This is a genomic window from Paenibacillus sp. 1_12 (assembly GCF_900114475.1).
Taxonomy (GTDB): Bacteria; Bacillota; Bacilli; order Paenibacillales; family NBRC-103111; genus Paenibacillus_S.
This window is the reverse complement of sequence record NZ_FOTE01000013.1, coordinates 14,818-33,644: the sequence shown is the minus strand read 5'-3', so window position 1 is coordinate 33,644 and position 18,827 is coordinate 14,818. Positions and strand designations below refer to the sequence as shown.

Below are 18,827 nucleotides of genomic sequence, written 5' to 3'. Positions count from 1 at the left end.
TTGACCATTATAACACATCTCAAACCTTTTGTTCTGCCTGCCACAACTTGAAGCAATAATCAATAATTTCTCTTCTGCGAATAATTCCGATAAATACCTCATTGTCATCGATTACAGGAACATAGTTCTGGTTAGTGGCGAGCAGAATCAGATCCTGCATTTGTTGGTCGATCCGGACAGGCTTGATCTCCATATGCTGTGCAACATCCTTTAAGAGGACTTTGTGCGTATGGTCAAACCCGATTTGCGGCTCACGCTTGAGCTTCCACAATAAATCGCCCTCTGTAATCGTTCCGGCATACTTGCCAGCCTCATCAATAAGCGGCACTGCCGAATATCGATGGTATTCCATTCTTTCTAGCGCCTGGCGCATCGTGGAGTTAGGGGATAAGTAAATAACGTCTTCTTTAGGAACAAGAAAAAACGCGATGTTCACAAAACCAATCCTTTCTTGACTGAAATAACAGTGTATCCTATCTACTTCATAATACACTATGACGCAAATAGAAGATATACAACTATACCTCTTCTATATGTAACCATGGTAGACAATAGAAGCCGTTGCGATTTCGGCATTGAGGACCCGCGTTTTTGGAGGGACGGTAAGTCTGTCGCGGAATATTCCTCATGCTAATCTGCAAGTTTAAACGTATACCTATAGGAAAAACACAGCCAGCACGAGGCTGACTGTGTTCAACATTGCCATTCTATATTATTTTACAGTTACCTGCACGTACCATCTGATATTGGAATACGTAACGGTTACTCGCGTTTTCCCTTTACCGGTCGCTTTGATTATGCCGTCCTTTACATCTGCGATCATACTATTCGCAGATGTCCATAATGCAGGGATCGTAACATCTTCATCTGAGCCATCCGAATAAGTACCGGTTGCAGTAACTTGTGCCTCTTGACCCTCTGTGAGATCAACCTTCACCACATCGGTCTTCAAATATTTGAGTGTGTTCACATCAATGGGTAAAGCGATAGCCTTACCGCCAAAAGTACCTGTCACACTGGCTTTACCGGAGCCGATAGCCGTGATCGTTCCTGCACTAACATCCGCTACTTTATAGGCAGATGTTTTCCAGGTAGCGGCCGAGGTCACGTCTCTTTTGCTACCATCCGACAACGTTGCGGTCAGCTTAACGGAAACCGAATTACCTGTCTTCATCGAGATGAAGCGTTGATCGACTTCCAGACTTTGCACAACACCGATTTCTACGCTAATCGTAACACTCTTTCCACCGTAGCTCGCTGTGATCGTCGCTTTACCTCTGGCTATTGGGGTGATCGTCCCCTTGGATACCTGCACAATTTGCGCATTGCTCGTTTTCCATTCGGCTTCAGCCTCAACATTTTTCGTAACATTTAATGGATCTGTTGCTGTTAAGACAATTTGCTTGATCTCACCAAGATCAAATACGAGATAAGTGCTGCTTGCGGTTAAATCATCAGCCGTATCTACACTTACCTTGATACTCACTGTCTTGTTGTCCAGGGTTGCAGTAATTGTTGACTCGCCTGAACCAACAGCTGTCACTTTCCCCTGATCTACGGTTACAGCCTTCAGATTGGAGCTTGTCCATACCGCTTCCGGAGCAGCTTCCTTAACGGTACCGTCTTTGTACTTGGCTTTGACTGCGATATTGCTAACGTCGCCCTTTTTTAAAACCAGTTCCGTGCTCTCTGTTGTCAGGCTTTCCAGTACGCCGACAGTTACCTGGATCGTCACCGTTCTTGTTCCATATTTGGCCGTAACCACGGAAGAGCCTGTAGCAAGACCTGTTATAAGACCACTGGAAACATCAACAACTTCAGGAGCACTCGATTTCCATTCCGCAGCGTTGGTCACCGTATCTTTTCTGGTTGCATCATTGGCATATGAAGCTTCCAGCGTAATTTGTTCATAGCTGCCAACCGCTAAATTTAAAGTTTTCTTATTCGCCGTTACAAAGCTCGGGATATCCACCAATACTTTAATTTGAACGGTTTTACCTCCGTAAGTTGCTGTAACCAGCGCCTCACCGGATTTATAGGCTGTAATCTTACCTTTTACTACATCGATAGCTGAGCTGTTGTCTACGGTCCATTCCGCACGGTCCGTGACAGCCTCTCTTGGCGCAGTAGAATCCGCATAAGTAGCATATAAAATAATTTGGGTATTGGTTCCCGATTTTAACGAGATCGTTTCTTCATCGACTTCCAGTCGACGGGGTACATCGACATAAATGGTTCTTGTAATCTGCTTTTCGCCATACTTGGCTGTGATCGTAACTTCACCAATCGCATTGGCTGTCAGCTTGCCTTTTAACGCATAAACGATACTGTCATCACTGGATGACCATTCTGCACGATCGGTAATATTCTCTGTATTCCCATTGGCATAGGTTGCATTAAGCGTAAGCTGCAAAGTTCCATTTTTCTTCATCAGATGCGTTTGTTCAACGAAATCCAGCTTGATCGCATTATCGACATCTACTTTAATCGTCGTGCTTTTTGTGCCATACGTTGCCTTTATTGTAGCTTGACCCGGGCCATATCCGGTAATGGTGCCTTTAAGTACATCCGCAACCGTGTCCTTATCTGTTTCCCACTCTGCCTTGTCCGCTACATCCACCTGCGTGCCATCGGGATAGGTCGCCATCAGCTTGATCTTCTCTGTACCCTTCAACAGCAGGGATACCTGTGACTTATCGGGATCAATACGTTGGACAATTTCAACATTGACCGGAAGACTCAACGTTAAACTGTTGTATTTAGCCGTGATCGTCGCTTTACCAGAGCTAAGACCTTTTACCTCCCCATTCGTAACCGTAGCGATAGAGTTGTTGTCGCTGCTCCAGTCCGCTTTACTGGTCACATCTGCAAACGTTCCATCGTCATAATAAGCTGTAATTTGTACGTTGTCAGACTGATTCAAGCGCAAATTAATTAATTGCTTATCTTTGGTTAAGGATTTCACTTTTTTGGTTACTGTCACATGGATAATTACGGTTTTGCCCATGTACGTGGCGGTTACCGTGGCGCTTCCTTCCTTCTTCGCTGATATCGCACCGGCATAAACCGTAGCCACATCCGTCGATCCGGAATTCCAATCCGTCTTGACTGTTACATTCTCGGTTGTACCGCTTGTAAACACTGCTGTTGCTGTGATATTCGACGTACTTCCTACCTCTAGAGTCAACTCATTCTTGCTCACTACTAAACTTGCAATGTCGTCTGCCGCCAACACACGGGCTCCGCTCCAATTGCTTGCTGCCACCATCAGCACGAGTAACAAGGATAACACTCTAGCCATTCTTACCATCATAAATAATTTACCTCCATTAATATAAATCTTCTTTCTTTCAGGTCGAGCTATACTTGATCCTACTATCGACATTGGCATCAGGACATTCGTTTTTTTGCAAATTGCATGACTTCTAAGTTTTATCGGAATTTGATCGACCAAAATGAATACCTGCTTGTCGATTCTTTGCTGCACCTTTCAAGCCAGCTCCATTTATTTACAACTTAACGATAAGGATCATTCGTTTTTTTTGCATACGATTCTGTTATCATAAGATGCAGGACCATTCTGGAAATGAAACCCGTATATACGAAGAAAGAAGGATTCCTTTCATGAGCTTTCAACTGACCCAGCGGGTCATTAAATTATTATGCGGACGTTTTGCTTATGAAGATGGAGAGGCTTACTACCTTGACCATAAAGTAAAGCTGACTGATTATGATCCCGAAGAACACATTTATGAAGCTCAAGTTCAAGGAACCCGACTCTACCAAGTCAGGGCACAAATCGATAGACAGGGCGACATCCATGCCGATTGCACCTGCTCTTTATATTCGCAACATCATTACTGCAAGCATATTGCCGCCTTGCTGCTGCACATTCATGATATCCAGCATACTGGCCGATCACTTATTCGTGCCAGGAGCTCTTCCCTGCTGCATAGAGATGGAGTTATCGATGGCGAGGAAAGCAGAGGGGCAAGATCAGGAGCTTCTACTTTTAGAGCATCCGGGGTTTCTGCAGGAGATTTGCGGCTTATGGATGAAATGCTGGGACTTTTTAGCGATAAACCGCTGCGTTCCGACAGTTCACGGGTGCTAACGAATACACGCATGAAGCTGGATATAGAAATTATTTGCCGACCCTTCCCCTACAGCTATCGCAAGCATATGTTTGGCATTGAACTCAAGATCGGATCGAAGCGACTCTATATCGTACAAAAAATAAGAGAGTTTCTCGATCGCCTCGACAAGCAGGAAGCATACGTATTTTCCAAGCATTTTATATATGATCCGCTGCTGCACAGCTTTCAGAAGGAGCATGCTGCCATTCTTCAACAGCTGATTCAGATCTGTCATAATGAAAACATGTACCGTGAGTCTCTGAACGGCTACTCCAAGCAGACTAGCGGCTCAAGCGGTGATCGCATGCTGCTGATTCCCCCGCTCTCATGGGAAACCCTCTATCCATTGCTTGCCGCAGCACCTGCCGTACAGCTCCATCAAGGCAACCGGGTCTATGAAGGTATTCAGCTATCCGATGAACGCATCCCGCTCCAGTTTGAATTTGATCAATCACAAGTGGAAGGCTACCAACTGGACATTCAAGGCATGGAAAATCTGACTGTGATGGATGCATACGGGATCGTTTTGTCCGAAGGAAAGCTGCTGAAGCTGCAGAACGATGCGATCAAGCGGCTTTCGGAGCTGAAGCATATCCTTGCCGATTCTCGTAAAGACCACATTCAGATTCCACAAGAACACATGGAATCTTTTATGGAAAAGGTCATTCCAAGTCTCATGAAGCTGGGCAGCGTTAGCATCGCTCATGCTATTTCAGAGCGTATTGTTCACCTGTCTTTAAAAGCCAAGCTCTATTTAGACCGGATTAAGTCGCGCCTGCTGGCCGGATTGGAATTTCAATATGGGGATATTGTGATCAACCCTCTGGAGGCACACGGCCCCGTGCGCGGCTCGGACTGGATTCTGATGCGGGACGGAGAGCAGGAACGGCGCATTCTGGAGCTGATGGAGCAATCTCCTTTTGCCAAAACCGAAGCCGGATATTTTCTGGATGACGAAGATTCAGAATACGAGTTTTTATATCATACTCTCCCTGAACTTGAAAAGCTTCTTGAGGTATACGCAACCTCTGCTGTAAAGGCAAGGCTGCATAGCGGCCCTGCTGCTCCAAAAGTAACCGTTGAAGTGAATGAACGGACGGATTGGCTCGAATTCCGCTTTGAAATGGACGGGATCCCAGAGGCGGACATTCGCAATCTGTTAAAGTCTCTTGAGGAGAAGCATAAGTTCTACAGGCTGCCGAATGGCGCCATGCTTCCGCTCGAAAGCGCGGAATTTCAGGAAATTATCCGCTTTATGAACGAATTCGGTATCCAAAATGCCGATTTGTCGGGAGCGAATATTCAGCTGCCCCTGCTCCGCGGCATGCATTTGTTGGATTCACCTAGACAAGGCAATGCCATTAAGCTCGGCAAATCATTCCGCAGGCTTTTGGACAATATGCGAAACCCGGATCATCTTGATTTTCCTGTTCCTGAAAGCCTAACTCCTGTTCTGCGGAATTATCAGCAATATGGGTATCAATGGTTAAGGACGTTGGCTCACTACCACTTTGGGGGCATTTTGGCCGACGATATGGGACTCGGCAAAACCCTGCAAAGTATCGCCTTTATCCTATCGATGCTTCCTGAGATTCGTACTCGACAGCAGCCAGCAATCATCGTCTCCCCTGCTTCACTCATCTATAACTGGCAAAATGAATTAAAAAAATTCGCGCCCGAGCTGCGCACCGTCATTGTGGACGGCAGCAAGGAAGAGCGCTGCCATATCTTGAAGGGAGCACCTGAGTATCAGGCGGATGTGTTGATTACCTCCTACCCGCTTTTACGCAGAGACATCGAGCTTTATGCCAAGCTTTCGTTTCATACCCTCATTTTGGATGAGGCACAAGTTTTCAAAAATCATGCCACACAAACGGCAAGGGCAGTCAAGGAAATTCAAGCCTTATATCGGTTTGCGCTTACTGGAACGCCTGTGGAGAATAGATTGGAGGAATTGTGGTCAATCTTCGATGCCGTATTTCCTGAGCTGTTCCCAAGCCGCAAAGCGTTTAATGAATTGCCGAGAGAGGTTGTCGCCAAACGGGTTCGCCCTTTCCTGCTGCGCCGGTTAAAATCAGACGTACTCAAGGAGCTGCCGGATAAAATCGAATCCCTGCAGGCCTCTGAGCTATTGCCAGAGCAGAAGAAGCTGTATGTTGCCTACTTGGCCAAGCTGCAGCAGGAAACCGTGAAGCATTTGAACGAGAAAGGTTTTCAGAAAAACCGGATCAAAATCCTCGCCGGGTTGACTCGACTTCGCCAGCTTTGCTGCCATCCTGCACTTTTTGTCGAGGGCTATGCCGGAAGCTCCGCCAAGTTCGAACAGCTTATGGAAATCATAGAGGAATGTCGTAGTGCGGGGAAACGAATGCTCGTATTTTCCCAATTTACCGAAATGCTCGGTCTGATCAGACGAGAGCTTGGCTATCTGGGATTGCCTCATTTCTACCTGGACGGCAGCACACCTGTTCCTGAGCGCGTAGAGCTGTGCAATCGATTTAACGAAGGCGAACATGACCTATTTCTCATTTCATTAAAAGCAGGCGGTACTGGACTCAATCTGACTGGAGCGGATACGGTAATCCTTTACGATCTATGGTGGAACCCCGCGGTGGAGCAGCAGGCAGCAGACCGGGCGCATCGCATAGGGCAGAAAAACGTTGTGCAGGTAATTCGTCTGGTTACCCAAGGCACCGTTGAAGATAAGATGTACGAGCTTCAGCAAAAGAAAAAGAATTTAATCGATGAAGTTATCCAGCCTGGACAAGAGGCATTATCTACCTTAACCGAGCAGGAGCTTCGCGAGATTCTGATGATACCATAAAACGAAAAAAAACCGCTACATATGCAGCGGTTTTTCTCTCGTTCTTTATTCCGTTGTGTAAGGCAACAGCGCGATTTGACGGGAGCGTTTGATCGCAATTGTCAATGCACGTTGGTATTTAGCAGAAGTTCCTGTTACACGGCGCGGAAGAATCTTACCACGCTCGCTTACAAACTTCTTAAGAGTTTCGATATCCTTATAGTCAATGTGAGTAATTTTATTCACAGTGAAGTAACATACTTTACGACGTTTTCCGCCTTTGCCACCCTTACGGCCGCCAAATTTGCGTTCGCCACGTTCTTCGCTATTGTTATCTCTTCTTTGAAAACCCATTCGTTTATTCAGTCCTTTCTACGTCAAAATGGCAAATCATCATCGGAAATATCAATCGGTTTTCCGTCATCCTGAAATGGATCTTGATTGTTGTCGCGCGGTCCAGCATTACGCTGTTGACCATAGCCTTGATCTTGACGGCCACCCATTCCTTCTTCACGATTTCCTCCACCACTATTGGAAGATTCCAGGAAACGCACATTATCAGCAACGACTTCCGTCACATATACGCGGCGGCCCTCGTTATTGTCATAGTTACGAACCTGCATTCTGCCTTCTACTGCGGCAAGTCTTCCTTTACGCAAATAGTTGGCGCATGTCTCAGCAAGCTGACGCCATGTCACAACAGGGATAAAGTCTGCTTCCCGTTCCTTCTGTTGGTTCGCATAAGGACGATCCACAGCGAGTGTAAACGTAGTTACAGCTACTCCCGCAGGAGTATAACGTAATTCAGGGTCTTTAGTCAGCCTTCCGATCAGAATCACACGATTTAGCAATCTAAACCCTCCCAGCATGTCAATTACAGCATTTTGTACTGCTTACGCTACATCTTGTGTGATCAGGAAACGAATGATTTCATCAGAAATCTTCATTACACGATCAAGCTCGGTCAATACCGCATTGTTAGCGTTGAATTTCACTAACACATAATGGCCATCACGATGCTTGTTGATCTCATACGCAAGACGGCGCTTACCCATTACATCATGCTTCGTAATTTCTCCACCGTTGTTGATGATGTTTTGAAACTTTTCAACCGTAGCCTGAACAGCTTCTTGTTCGATATCCGGACGAATGATATACATAATCTCATATTTGCGCATGGTTTCACCTCCTTTTGGACTAAACGGCTCCACAGATCAACGATTGTCGATCGGAGCAAGGAGCGAGCAATTAAATAGTATTCAAAACTCGCACTGTAATACTATATCAAAACGTGCGGACAATAACAAGTGCAAGTTCCAATGCTTCTTCTTAATGTCACCAAAAAGCTAAAGTTGGCAATATTTATCCTCATGACTTGAACACATGCAGGGCACTCTATCTATATACTTCGTAAGGAGGTCAAACAGCGATGGGCGAATGGCGTAAATTTAATCCAGGTGATACAGCTCCCAACGAAGGGAAGTACATCGAAGTCGGCGAAAATGATTTTCACATGGGTATCAATGATCCCCAAATCGTTTCCTTGGGTAAAGGCGAACCTTTCCCGCAAACTTCCAACCATAACCGCAAGTGGATACGTAAGAAACCGTAGGTCAAGCCCTCTACACCCGCTCAGACAGCTTCAGAGTGGGTGTAGAGGTCCATTAGAACATTAAAGGAGATATCCCCTATGAAATACACATACACACTCTTGTTGACAATTATAGGTGCCGCCCTTTGCTTGATGCATATGATTGGCCATGACTCGGACCCAGTCTATATGATTTTTTACAGTCTTAGTGTTCCCGCCTGGATTTATTCCTTGTATACGTACACGCATATAAACCAGGCTCTTCTCTATGTCACGACGATTTTATCATGGACTCTTATTGGATACGTTATCGATTCTTTGTTATGGAGAAAGAAAGTTCGGCATTAGTTTGATTTCGTTGAGAAGGATAATCGTTCTCATTTACTTATTTTTTATAACAAGCTTTACTTTAGTAAGTGAATAATGTATACTTAAAATTATGAAAAACCAATAGGCAGGAGGCTACACAAATGGGCAAATGTGCATGTGGTAACACTCAAAACACTGAAGGCAACTGCGACGGATCTCACGCAAAAAAAGACAGTAAGTAATCTTTTCCCAAAACTGTCCAAGCAAAAAACCACGATCATCACGATCGTGGTTTTTTGCTTTTTGATCTCTATTCATCCTTGTGGATTTATTTTGTGGATATGTGTACAGTTCGCTGAATTGCGTTATTCGCCAGTTTATCCACATGTGAACAATGTCCAGATCCACGTTATCCCCAATGTTGATAATTATAAATTCATGCCAATATATCCACATAGGGATAACAGGACAACAAAAAAAGCCCTTCACGATAAGAATCGCAAATGGCTTTCTTTAAGTGCTTAAACTTATTTTACTGATTGTACCCACGTATATGAACCGCATGCAGCGGATCTTTTACAAAAATGGCGGAAAGAGTGGGAGTCGAACCCACGCACGCCTTGCGACGCCTAACTGATTTCGAGTCAGCCCCCTTGGACCACTTGGGTACCTTTCCATGTTATGTGAAATCGGACAAGTGCTATTATATCACAGCCGAGAGATAAATTGCAACCCCTCGGCTGGATTTTTTATTGGAATTAATCCTCGTCTTTATTGGAAGCAGCCTCGGGACTAGAGCGCAGTACTTTTTTAAGCTTGCTTTCAAATTTGGCACGAGGTACGAGGACGCTATGCTTGCATCCTACGCATTTGATACGGATATCCATGCCCAGACGGATAACCTCCATCTCATTGCTTCCGCAGGGATGTGGTTTTTTCATCTGCACAATATCGCCCAGCTGAAACTGTTTTCTTTCCATGCTATCCCCCCTTTGTGTAAGCCACTTCCGAGCGATACTTGTCCAGCGCCTTTTTCACCTCTGCATTCAGCTCGCGTGATATTTGCAGCTGGCTGTTAGGCTTGCACTCGACCGTAGTTCGAATAACGATTTCTGAAGCGCTTAACGTTTGTACGCCCAGCACCTCTGGTTCTTTGACCATATTTACGTTATTTTCGTAATTTTTCATAACGGTATCTTTCAGAATCTGCATCGCATTATCAATATTCATATCACTGGGAATGGATACATCTACAACGGCAAGCGAGTTATTGACCGAAAAATTAGTAACCTGCGTGATCGTACCGTTCGGGATAATATGAACCTCACCGGTCCAGCTTTTAATCCGAGTGATTCTCAATCCGATCTCCTCGACAGTACCCTTAAAAGTGCCGGTTTGAATCACATCGCCAACAGCAAATTGATCTTCAAAAATGATAAAAAATCCGGTTATTACGTCTTTTACCAAGCTTTGTGCCCCAAAGCCGATAGCCAAGCCCACAACTCCGGCTCCGGCCAATAACGGCTCCAACCGAATACCAAATTGATTAAGCACCATTAAGATCATAATAAAATTCACAACATACGATGTAATATTCCCCAACAGCTTGACAATCGTTTTGGTGCGTCTGCGATCCAGATTCAAAGGGTTGCGTTCCCGCTCCACCATCACATGCTCTAAAGTCTTGTCGGCCAGCTTAATAATAATTCTCGCACCCAATAAAATAAAAGCTACTTTTATTATAATGATGATAAATCCTGTCCATACTGCAGGGTCGGCAATATACTGGAATAATTCGTCTCCAAGCTTCTCCCAGGACGAAATTACCGAAGCTGCGCTTTCTCCCTTCAGGAAGGGTATCTGCCAATGCTTCATCTGTCAAACCACCTTATACCTCAACATAATAGTCTTCTTTTTTGATATAAATACCTCGAATCTCTACACTTTCTTCCCTTACTATTTGCTTTACTTGCTCCAAATCGTCTTCGGGAAACTCCAATGACAATGCACAGCCTGCCGTAATTTGTTTGGGAGTAGGGCACATATCATTTTCAATGTCAGCATATTCAAGCAGCATTTCGGCTCGCAGCGCCTGCTGCGTGGAGTCAAAAGCCATGAGCAGCATATGGATGCCTCCCCCATTTTTTATGGAGTTACGTATAAATTACCACCACTATCCGTATACTAATAAAAATATCATTCTTTCATACAGATACGGAGGTTATTAAGATGAAATTGCCTTTTCGTAGAGAGGTTGCTAGCCCGCAAATAATCGAAAATTTAAAAGTGCTCCACTCAGAACATAACACGATTGACACTCTAGCCGAAAGACTTTATTCGATATTGGGACAAATCCCAAGCCACCAGCCCATCATCATTATATGCGTAGGCACAGACCGTTCTACAGGTGATTCCCTCGGCCCGCTGGTCGGCTCCTATTTGGAAAAACAAACCCTGCACGGCCTCCACCTCTATGGGACACTAGATCAGCCTGTACACGCCGTGAACTTAAAGGATACACTGGAATCGATCCACCAGCTGCATCACGATCCCTTTATTATCGCCATTGATGCCTGTTTAGGACAGCTGGCAAGTGTAGGCTGCATTCAGATCGGCAACGGCCCTGTCAAGCCCGGTGCAGGCGTTAATAAGGATCTCCCACCAGTAGGCAATATGCACATAACGGGCATTGTCAATGTTGGCGGATTTATGGAATACTTTGTGCTGCAAAATACGAGACTCAGCTTGGTCGTGCATATGGCCGAAGTTATTGCTCAATCGTTTCAGATCGCGCTCAGCAGTCAGCACCGATTCACAGTTGCTTCTTTTGCCCAGATCGAAGGATAGCCTCTTTTTCCTCAGGTGAAAGCATGTATTTGGACGTTCCACGCTCTAACGGCTTGGCAAATACATAGGTCTCATCCCGATTATGAATACCTGATATAACCACTCCATCCTGCTCATCATCCACTAACGCAATAGAAAAGCTCTGGTCGCTGCCGCTCTCTGCGAACGCATTGAAGCGGTAGACGCCCAAATTGGATTTCATTTTTTTCATTTGTCCAACAATGGCTTTCATTTGCTGCTGGGCATTTTCTGTTTCCATCCTCAACGCGGCATTATTTTGTTGAATTTCAATTAATGTCTCCTCGACGTTCAGCTCTCCAGTTCCATTAAGCATACTCTTATACATTTTACGCAGCTTATTCAACTTGCTCCATAATAGTATAACCACAATCAGAAATACAAGATTAATGATCGAGCATGCTAATAAAAGCAATCTCGCATCTAATAATTGTACCAGATTTTCCATAATAATTCCCCCTGCATGTCTGTCTAACCTTATGATTTCATATGCTTGGCAATTTCCTTAACGGCTCCCACCAATCGATCAATTTCTTCGTCCGTCGTAAAATAACCAATACTTGCTCGCACAGCTCCCCGTTCAAGAGTACCTGCCGATTCGTGAGCAAGTGGTGTGCAATGATAGCCAGCACGAACAGCTATATGAAAGGTTTGATCAAGAATAAAAGCAACCTCAGAGGAATCGGTTTGATGAATCGTAAAAGAAACAATCCCTGTCTTATTTTGCCCCAGATCCGGCCCTAATAGCTGCACCCCTTCAATCTCCATTAACGATGACATGAGCTGCTGCGTATGTGCCCATTCTTTTCCATGAATTTTACTCACAGTTTCGTTTAAAATAAACTTCACACCTTCGCCTAATCCCGCAATTCCGACTGTATTCTGAGTGCCCGATTCATAACGATCAGGACGTACATTCGGCTGTTCAATCATTTCAGACTGACTGCCTGTCCCCCCAAATATTAGCGGTTCCAGCTCTAGTTCCGGTTCTATGTATAACCCACCAGTTCCTTGAGGTCCCAACAAGCTCTTGTGGCCGGGAAAAGCGAGCATATGAATACCCATTTTTACAACATCGATATCTAAAGTTCCAGCCGATTGTGCTGCGTCTACCAACAGTTTGATTTTATTTTCTCGGCAAAGATCACCCAATTGTTCTACAGGCAGTATACTGCCAAGCAAATTCGAGCTATGGCTGCACACCATAAGCGTAGTTCGATTAGTAATCGCTTCTTTTACCTTGTCAATACTAAGCTCGCCCTTTGAATTGGTTTCCACATAGCTGATCTGCACACCACGAGTTTTCTTCAAATATTCCAGAGGTCTGCGGACCGAATTATGTTCAATCGATGTACATACTACATGATCACCCTCCTTTAGGAAGCCAAGGATTGCCTGATTCAGTGCCATCGTCGTATTTAAAGCAAATGAAATATCATTTGGGTTTTTGATTTTAAACAGCTTTGCCAGCTGCTTACGAGTGTCAAATAAGATACGACTCGCCTTCACAGCCATTTGATGACTGCCTCTCCCTGGATTAGCTGCCGCATGCAGCATGCAATCCTGCATCGCCAGTAATACCTCCGGGGGCTTTGGCCACGATGAAGCCGCATGATCAAAGTAAGCAACGTTCAACCGAAACACTCTCCTTCACAAAAAGTAGCATACCTATTCTGCCCAAGTGAGATGGCAATAATCAGGTATGCTACCTATGTTATCATGATTGATTTCACACTGAACCTTTTGCATAACAACTATGAAATTTTGCCTTGCAGAATATCCAACAACCTATTTAGATCATCTTTGGAATAATAGAGCAATTCGATTTTCCCTTTATTATTGCTATGCTTGATTTTCACTGTGGTACTATATAGTTCTCTTAAATTTTCTTCCAATTCATTGATATAAGGATCACTCTTTTTTGATTTCGATTTTGCTTTAGCCGTTTCAGGTTTATCCTCAAGCCGCTTTACTTCCTCTTCCAGCTCTCGAACGCTCCACTGCTCTTTAATCGACTTTTCAGCTAGAGCACGAATCAGCTTTGCATCCTTCAAGCCAATGATTGCTTTTGCATGTCCCATCGAAAGTGTTCCACGTGAAACATACTGTTTCACCTCATCAGGCAATTGAAGCAGTCTCAAAAAATTGGCAATATGCGATCTACTTTTTCCGACTTTAACGGAAAGCTCTTCTTGAGTCAAAGAAAATTGATCAATTAAAGCCTGATAAGCAATAGCGATTTCCAATGCATTCAGATCTTCTCTTTGCAAGTTTTCAATGAGAGCAATTTCCATTACTTGTTGGTCAGTGAATTTTTTTATTACTGCAGAAACAGTAGCCAGTCCACATACTTGAGAAGCTCTAAAGCGGCGCTCGCCAGCGATGATTTCATAGCCTTTCATAACACTTCTCACTATAATAGGTTGAATAATTCCATGTTCCTTAATAGAAGCAGCAAGCTCATTAATCGATTCGTCATTGAAATTTCTACGAGGTTGATAAGGACTTGGTCTGAGCTGTGATAAAGGAATTTCCATTACTTTATCATCATCGTTAATACTAAGTGCAGGAAGAAGCGCATCCAATCCTTTTCCAAGTCGTTTACTCATAACTCATCACTTCCTTCGCAAGTTCCATATACACTTCAGCACCTTTAGAGCGAGGATCATACGTTATGATCGACTGACCATGGCTCGGCGCCTCACTCAGTCTGACATTACGAGGAATAATGGTTTTATATACTTTTTGTTGAAAATACTTTTTAACCTCTTCAATAACCTGCATGCCCAAATTCGTTCTGGCATCAAACATCGTCAACAGCACACCTTCAATTTGCAGTGTCGTATTCAGATGCTTTTGCACTAAACGCACAGTATTTAAAAGTTGACTTAGTCCCTCCAAAGCATAATATTCGCATTGAATGGGAATAATAACCGAATCCGCAGCAGTCAGAGAATTAACTGTAAGGATACCGAGTGATGGCGGACAATCGATCAATATATAATCAAATAAATGCTTGACCAGTTGCAAAGACTTTTTCAATCTGACTTCACGGGAGATCGTGGGAACTAACTCAATTTCGGCACCCGCAAGTTGAATTGTTGCTGGAATGATTTTCAAATTCGGTATGTTCGTATCGACCATGACATCTTTAGGGTGTATATCGTTAATAATCATATCATAGATACAGTAAACAACATCGGCTTTATTAATTCCAATACCACTTGTCGTATTCCCTTGGGGATCAATATCAACAAGCAATACCCGTTTTCCTAATGCTGCCAATGAAGCACCTAAATTTACCGATGTAGTCGTTTTACCAACCCCACCCTTTTGATTTGTAATTGCAATAATCTTAGCCAAAATCTGTTCACCTCAGTATCTAAATGAAAAACATACAAACGAACTCTGCCCATCAACGCATGCTGCATATAAAAGAAGTATGGAACCATTAGCTACTTTTTAGGTATTTTAATAACAATTTCATAGTGGTCTTCATAATCTTGCTCCGAGGTATTGATTTGCAGACCTGAAGACGTGACCATATCCACGGATTGTCTAATCGTATTTAATGCCAATCGGACATCCTTAGAAAAAGATACACGTTTAGATTTTTTAACAGCAACCACTTCTTTCAAAAGCTGTATTCTAGCTTCTGTTTGTTTAACATTTAATTCCTTAACAATAATTTCATCCAACACTTTCTGTTGAAGCTCTTCCTGATTTAAAGATAATAGAGCGCGCGCATGCCGCTCCGTAATTTTGCGCTCCATTAAAGCCTGTTTTACAGGCTCGCTGAGATTTAACAAACGAATTTTATTAGCAATCGTAGATTGACTTTTTCCTATCCGCTGAGCAAGACTTTCCTGCGTCAAATGATGCAGATCGATGAGCTGCTGATAAGCACTAGCCTCTTCAATCGCAGTCAAACCTTCACGTTGTAAGTTTTCAATTAAAGCAATTGAGGCAGCTTGTGAATCATTAAAATCCCGAACTATAGCAGGAATCGTTTCCAGCCCGAGCTTCGTAACCGCCCTCCATCTGCGTTCTCCAGCAATCAGCTCAAATACATTATTCCGAACCCGTACAATGATAGGCTGTATAACTCCGAGAGTTTTAATCGTTTGACACAATTCTTCAATCCGCTCATCATCAAAAATAGTTCTGGGCTGATATGGACTTGGGACAATATCTTGGATGGAAATATTTTTAATTTCATCAGACGATGATTTTTCCGTAAATCCAAACAATTTCGAAAGTTGTTCCTTCATTCAATTACCATCCGATCTTTATATGCATCAAAGTTTACCCAGACATCTCGTTGCCTTACTATTAAATATTCTCTAGTAATATCCTTTTTCCTGCCAACAATAGACAGACTATAAGAATATTATGTCACAGCAAAATAATGTTCTACGTGGAACATTATTTTATCAATGGCAATTTCAAAGGCGTACCTGCCTTACGCGGATAAGCTTTAGGTGTAGGTGAGAATTTACGTAGAAATAAGAGGTTGCGGGCTGAATGCTCCGCATCAGGTAAATTCAAGCTTCTAGTATAAATATATTTGGCACGCAGTTCATTCAGGCTATAGGAAGAATCATCCAGCTCCTGCTGATAATCGCTTCCCTTCATAGCTACAAATGTACCATTAACTTTAGTGAAGGGTAAACAGAGCTCGTTCAAACCAGCAAGCTTCGCGACTGCTCTCGCCGTTACAAGATCATACTGATCCCGATGCTCCGGTAATCGTGCTATATCCTCAGCCCTGCCATGTACACAGTTTACTTCATTTAGGCCTAATGCAGCCGTTAAATGATTTAAAAATTGAATGCGTTTATTTAATGAATCCACGATCGTTACCTTTATATGAGGAAACATAATTTTTAAAGGTATGCTTGGAAATCCTGCGCCAGATCCAATATCGGCCATTTGCGTCACATCACGCATCGAAACAAAAAAAGAAACTGACAGAGAATCGTAAAAATGTTTTACGTATACTTCTTCTCTATCAGTTATACCTGTCAAATTCATTTTTTCATTCCAAGAAATAAGCTCGTGAAAATAAATTTCAAACTGAGCCAGCTGGCGCTCAGTTATTTCTATGTTTTTCAAAGCGAGCTGCTCTCGGAAACGTGTTTGTATGATATCCATTGTCATTTATCCTCTAGCCGCCAATACTCGATTATAGTGCTCCAGGTGAACTAGCAATACGGAAATGTCGGCTGGCGTTACCCCGGACATCCGGGAAGCCTGACCAATCGAAAGCGGACGAATTTTCATCAGCTTTTGCTTTGCCTCCGTTGCAATTCCATATACTTCATCATAGTTAATATCGTCTGGAATTTTCTTTTTCTCCATCTTCCGCAGCCGTTCCACTTGTATTAATTGCTTATCAATATATCCTGCATATTTGATTTGTATTTCCACCTGCTCGGTTACTTCTTCAGAAAGTTCAATTGGAGAAGGAGACATTTGGTGAATATGCGTATAAGATATCTCAGGACGTTTCAACAAGGAAAGCAGATCAATGGCGTTATTCACTTCCGCGCTGCCTATCGAGATCAAAAGCTCCTGGATATCGACCGGCTTCACTTTGACTGTTTTCAAACGCTCCATTTCTTCTTCAATAAGACGCACCTTTTCAAGGTAACGCTGATGGCGAGCCTCCGAAATTAATCCAATTTTATAACCGATAGGAGTTAGTCTTTGATCCGCATTGTCATGTCTAAGCAGCAAACGATATTCCGCCCGCGAAGTCAGCAAACGATAAGGCTCGTTAGTGCCCTTGGTTACCAGGTCATCAATCAATACACCGATATAGCCTTCCGAGCGATCAAGTACAACCGCTTCTTCTCCCTGTACCTTGCGAGCTGCATTAATCCCAGCCATAACACCTTGACCCGCCGCTTCTTCATATCCGGAGGTTCCGTTGATTTGCCCAGCTGTAAATAAGCCAGCAACAGCTTTCGTTTCCAATGATGGTTTAAGCTGCGTTGGAACGACAGCGTCATACTCAATCGCATAGCCGTTACGCATGATTTCAGCCTTTTCCAAACCAGGAACCGAACGTACTATACGTAACTGCACATCCTCAGGCATACTCGTCGATAAGCCTTGAACGTAATATTCAGAAGTGTTGCGACCCTCCGGCTCTAAGAAAACTTGATGCTTCGGCTTATCATTAAAACGAACAATTTTATCCTCAATCGATGGGCAATAACGGGGGCCTGTTCCTTCAATAACACCAGAGAACATCGGGGCCCGATGCAAATTATCTGTAATAATTTGATGCGTTTCTTCTGTTGTATAGGTCAGCCAACAAGGAAGCTGATTAGGAATTTCTTCAGTGGAATCAAAGCTGAAAAACCTCACCTTTTCATCCCCTGGTTGAATAACCATCTGATCAAAATCTATCGACTCCATGCGTACACGAGGTGGTGTTCCGGTTTTAAATCGAACGAGCTCAAGTCCATGCTCTCTTAAGGAATGAGACAGCTTAACTGATGGCTGCTGATTGTTCGGTCCACTCTCGTACATCAATTCACCCATAATGATTTTACCGCGCAAATACGTTCCGGTTGTTACAACGACCGCTTTAGCCATATATCGTGCACCTGTCTGGCTGATAACACCTTTACAGACACCATCTTCAACGATCAATTCTTCAACCAAGCCTTGACGAAGCGTCAGCTTAGGTTCATTTTCCATCGTTTGCTTCATCGTGTGCTGATACAAAAACTTGTCTGCCTGTGCACGCAGCGCATGAACGGCAGGACCTTTTCCCGTATTCAACATCCGCAATTGGATATAAGTTCTGTCGATATTACGACCCATTTCTCCGCCGAGCGCATCAATCTCACGAACAACATGGCCTTTAGCCGGACCACCAATGGAAGGATTACATGGCATAAACGCAACCATATCCAAATTGATCGTAATCATTAATGTTTCACAGCCCATTCTTGCAGCGGCCAAAGCCGCTTCACAGCCAGCATGACCTGCGCCCACAACAATGACATCATAATTCCCTGCAATATAACTCATTGTGAAACCTCCTTAAATCATTCTATAGAATCGCTTGCGCTTGTTTGCAAGCATCATGTAATTAAAACTGAATATA

General features: G+C 43.6%; 19 protein-coding genes and 1 tRNA gene. 4 read left to right on the top strand and 16 right to left on the bottom strand.

The window, feature by feature from the left end:
* Positions 1-19: 19 nt before the first annotated feature.
* Entirely contained in the window at positions 20-436 is a 417-nt protein-coding gene (locus BM210_RS24005) for a CBS domain-containing protein (RefSeq protein ID WP_091174414.1), read from the bottom strand.
* 276 nt (positions 437-712) lie between these two features.
* Positions 713-3,313, bottom strand: coding sequence for an Ig-like domain-containing protein (locus tag BM210_RS24000; protein WP_256223980.1), 2,601 nt, complete (start codon positions 3,311-3,313; stop codon positions 713-715).
* Between the two features lie 311 nt (positions 3,314-3,624).
* On the opposite strand from BM210_RS24000, the gene BM210_RS23995 reads away from it, so the two are divergent.
* Positions 3,625-6,960, top strand: a complete 3,336-nt coding sequence (locus BM210_RS23995; RefSeq protein WP_091174412.1) for a DEAD/DEAH box helicase — start codon at positions 3,625-3,627, stop codon at positions 6,958-6,960.
* A 45-nt stretch (positions 6,961-7,005) separates the two neighbouring features.
* On the opposite strand, the gene rpsR is transcribed toward BM210_RS23995, so the two are convergent.
* The 3 genes from rpsR to rpsF are packed head-to-tail and all read right to left on the bottom strand — an operon-like array spanning position 7,006 to position 8,117.
* Positions 7,006-7,293 carry a 30S ribosomal protein S18 gene (rpsR, locus tag BM210_RS23990; RefSeq protein WP_076237573.1) on the bottom strand — a complete coding sequence of 96 codons (288 nt, stop codon included), beginning with the start codon at positions 7,291-7,293 and terminating at the stop codon, positions 7,006-7,008.
* Between the two features lie 23 nt (positions 7,294-7,316).
* The gene (ssb, locus tag BM210_RS23985; protein WP_076237574.1) at positions 7,317-7,790 is read right to left on the bottom strand and encodes a single-stranded DNA-binding protein; all 474 of its coding nucleotides are present in this window, start codon (positions 7,788-7,790) and stop codon (positions 7,317-7,319) included.
* A gap of 42 nt (positions 7,791-7,832) precedes the next feature.
* Positions 7,833-8,117, bottom strand: a complete 285-nt coding sequence (gene rpsF / locus BM210_RS23980; RefSeq protein ID WP_091174410.1) for a 30S ribosomal protein S6 — start codon at positions 8,115-8,117, stop codon at positions 7,833-7,835.
* 251 nt (positions 8,118-8,368) lie between these two features.
* On the opposite strand from rpsF, the gene BM210_RS23975 reads away from it, so the two are divergent.
* Positions 8,369-8,551, top strand: coding sequence for a YjzC family protein (locus BM210_RS23975; protein WP_091174408.1), 183 nt, complete (start codon positions 8,369-8,371; stop codon positions 8,549-8,551).
* A 78-nt stretch (positions 8,552-8,629) separates the two neighbouring features.
* Positions 8,630-8,878 carry a hypothetical protein gene (locus tag BM210_RS23970; RefSeq protein ID WP_091174406.1) on the top strand — a complete coding sequence of 83 codons (249 nt, stop codon included), beginning with the start codon at positions 8,630-8,632 and terminating at the stop codon, positions 8,876-8,878.
* Between the two features lie 546 nt (positions 8,879-9,424).
* Here the strand turns inward: BM210_RS23970 and BM210_RS23960 are convergent.
* The 4 genes from BM210_RS23960 to BM210_RS23945 all read right to left on the bottom strand — a co-directional run bounded on the left by BM210_RS23960 (position 9,425) and on the right by BM210_RS23945 (position 10,964).
* A tRNA-Ser gene (locus tag BM210_RS23960) sits at positions 9,425-9,515 on the bottom strand.
* Between the two features lie 82 nt (positions 9,516-9,597).
* On the bottom strand, positions 9,598-9,819 hold the full coding sequence (locus BM210_RS23955) for a DUF951 domain-containing protein (RefSeq protein WP_091174401.1): 222 nt from the start codon (positions 9,817-9,819) through the stop codon (positions 9,598-9,600).
* Position 9,820: 1 nt separating this feature from the next.
* Positions 9,821-10,714, bottom strand: coding sequence for a mechanosensitive ion channel family protein (locus BM210_RS23950; RefSeq protein ID WP_091174398.1), 894 nt, complete (start codon positions 10,712-10,714; stop codon positions 9,821-9,823).
* 13 nt (positions 10,715-10,727) lie between these two features.
* Positions 10,728-10,964, bottom strand: coding sequence for a putative Se/S carrier protein (locus tag BM210_RS23945; RefSeq protein ID WP_091174395.1), 237 nt, complete (start codon positions 10,962-10,964; stop codon positions 10,728-10,730).
* A gap of 104 nt (positions 10,965-11,068) precedes the next feature.
* Here BM210_RS23945 and yyaC point away from each other — a divergent pair, with 104 nt between their 5' ends.
* Entirely contained in the window at positions 11,069-11,686 is a 618-nt protein-coding gene (yyaC, locus tag BM210_RS23940; protein ID WP_091174393.1) for a spore protease YyaC, read from the top strand.
* Here the strand turns inward: yyaC and BM210_RS23935 are convergent.
* From BM210_RS23935 to mnmG, 7 genes are all read right to left on the bottom strand, one after another.
* On the bottom strand, positions 11,652-12,152 hold the full coding sequence (locus BM210_RS23935; RefSeq protein WP_091174391.1) for a DUF4446 family protein: 501 nt from the start codon (positions 12,150-12,152) through the stop codon (positions 11,652-11,654). The two genes, yyaC and BM210_RS23935, sit on opposite strands and share 35 nt — an antisense overlap.
* A gap of 29 nt (positions 12,153-12,181) precedes the next feature.
* Positions 12,182-13,339, bottom strand: a complete 1,158-nt coding sequence (locus BM210_RS23930) for an aminotransferase class V-fold PLP-dependent enzyme (protein ID WP_091174388.1) — start codon at positions 13,337-13,339, stop codon at positions 12,182-12,184.
* Between the two features lie 119 nt (positions 13,340-13,458).
* Entirely contained in the window at positions 13,459-14,313 is an 855-nt protein-coding gene (locus BM210_RS23925) for a ParB/RepB/Spo0J family partition protein (RefSeq protein WP_091174386.1), read from the bottom strand.
* Positions 14,306-15,067 carry a ParA family protein gene (locus BM210_RS23920; protein WP_091174384.1) on the bottom strand — a complete coding sequence of 254 codons (762 nt, stop codon included), beginning with the start codon at positions 15,065-15,067 and terminating at the stop codon, positions 14,306-14,308. Before BM210_RS23920 ends, BM210_RS23925 begins: the two co-directional genes overlap by 8 nt.
* Positions 15,068-15,159: 92 nt before the next feature.
* The gene (gene noc, locus BM210_RS23915) at positions 15,160-15,975 is read right to left on the bottom strand and encodes a nucleoid occlusion protein (protein ID WP_091174381.1); all 816 of its coding nucleotides are present in this window, start codon (positions 15,973-15,975) and stop codon (positions 15,160-15,162) included.
* 154 nt (positions 15,976-16,129) lie between these two features.
* Positions 16,130-16,858: a 16S rRNA (guanine(527)-N(7))-methyltransferase RsmG gene (gene rsmG / locus BM210_RS23910; protein ID WP_091174603.1), complete on the bottom strand. Its 729-nt coding sequence runs from the start codon at positions 16,856-16,858 to the stop codon at positions 16,130-16,132.
* A gap of 6 nt (positions 16,859-16,864) precedes the next feature.
* Positions 16,865-18,751 carry a tRNA uridine-5-carboxymethylaminomethyl(34) synthesis enzyme MnmG gene (gene mnmG, locus BM210_RS23905; protein WP_091174379.1) on the bottom strand — a complete coding sequence of 629 codons (1,887 nt, stop codon included), beginning with the start codon at positions 18,749-18,751 and terminating at the stop codon, positions 16,865-16,867.
* Positions 18,752-18,827: the final 76 nt, after the last annotated feature.

Coding starts and splice junctions, on each gene's coding strand:
- BM210_RS24000 (WP_256223980.1), bottom strand. CDS start 3,313: ATGATGGTAAGAATGGCTAGAGTGTTATCCTTGTTACTCGTGCTGATG.
- BM210_RS23995 (WP_091174412.1), top strand. CDS start 3,625: ATGAGCTTTCAACTGACCCAGCGGGTCATTAAATTATTATGCGGACGT.
- rpsR (WP_076237573.1), bottom strand. CDS start 7,293: ATGGGTTTTCAAAGAAGAGATAACAATAGCGAAGAACGTGGCGAACGC.
- rpsF (WP_091174410.1), bottom strand. CDS start 8,117: ATGCGCAAATATGAGATTATGTATATCATTCGTCCGGATATCGAACAA.
- BM210_RS23975 (WP_091174408.1), top strand. CDS start 8,369: ATGGGCGAATGGCGTAAATTTAATCCAGGTGATACAGCTCCCAACGAA.
- BM210_RS23970 (WP_091174406.1), top strand. CDS start 8,630: ATGAAATACACATACACACTCTTGTTGACAATTATAGGTGCCGCCCTT.
- BM210_RS23955 (WP_091174401.1), bottom strand. CDS start 9,819: ATGGAAAGAAAACAGTTTCAGCTGGGCGATATTGTGCAGATGAAAAAA.
- BM210_RS23950 (WP_091174398.1), bottom strand. CDS start 10,714: ATGAAGCATTGGCAGATACCCTTCCTGAAGGGAGAAAGCGCAGCTTCG.
- BM210_RS23945 (WP_091174395.1), bottom strand. CDS start 10,964: ATGCTGCTCATGGCTTTTGACTCCACGCAGCAGGCGCTGCGAGCCGAA.
- yyaC (WP_091174393.1), top strand. CDS start 11,069: ATGAAATTGCCTTTTCGTAGAGAGGTTGCTAGCCCGCAAATAATCGAA.
- BM210_RS23935 (WP_091174391.1), bottom strand. CDS start 12,152: ATGGAAAATCTGGTACAATTATTAGATGCGAGATTGCTTTTATTAGCA.
- BM210_RS23925 (WP_091174386.1), bottom strand. CDS start 14,313: ATGAGTAAACGACTTGGAAAAGGATTGGATGCGCTTCTTCCTGCACTT.
- noc (WP_091174381.1), bottom strand. CDS start 15,975: ATGAAGGAACAACTTTCGAAATTGTTTGGATTTACGGAAAAATCATCG.
- rsmG (WP_091174603.1), bottom strand. CDS start 16,858: ATGGATATCATACAAACACGTTTCCGAGAGCAGCTCGCTTTGAAAAAC.
- mnmG (WP_091174379.1), bottom strand. CDS start 18,751: ATGAGTTATATTGCAGGGAATTATGATGTCATTGTTGTGGGCGCAGGT.